At 64.5% G+C, this 276-nt stretch carries 1 protein-coding gene; it reads left to right on the forward strand.

Annotated features, from left to right (window positions below; genetic code table 11):
* On the forward strand, positions 1-276 hold a 276-nt coding region (locus R0J88_RS19885; RefSeq protein ID WP_410900860.1), incomplete at both ends, for a hypothetical protein.

Below are 276 nucleotides of genomic sequence, written 5' to 3' on the forward strand. Positions count from 1 at the left end.
GATGTCTACCGTCGCGTGGGCCTGCATGCGCGTATCCGCGACATGAACAGCCTCAACCGCGAATGGCTCGAGCCCCAGTTCAATGAGCTGGCCGAGCTGGCCCCAGAGGCCATCGGCCTGCTGCGTGAGCGCTTCGAAGGCCGCGCGCCCGACCTGCACAGCGGTGTGCCACGTGACGAGAACTTCATCGAGCGTGTGCTGGCCGCCATCGAGCAGGACAACGACCTGCTGATGACCCTGCAGGACGTGGAGGAGATGCTGATTCTGGCCTTCGAG

Origin of the sequence: Pseudoalteromonas sp. SIMBA_162 (assembly GCF_046535955.1) — a bacterium.
Lineage (GTDB): Bacteria > Pseudomonadota > Gammaproteobacteria > Enterobacterales > Alteromonadaceae > Pseudoalteromonas > Pseudoalteromonas marina.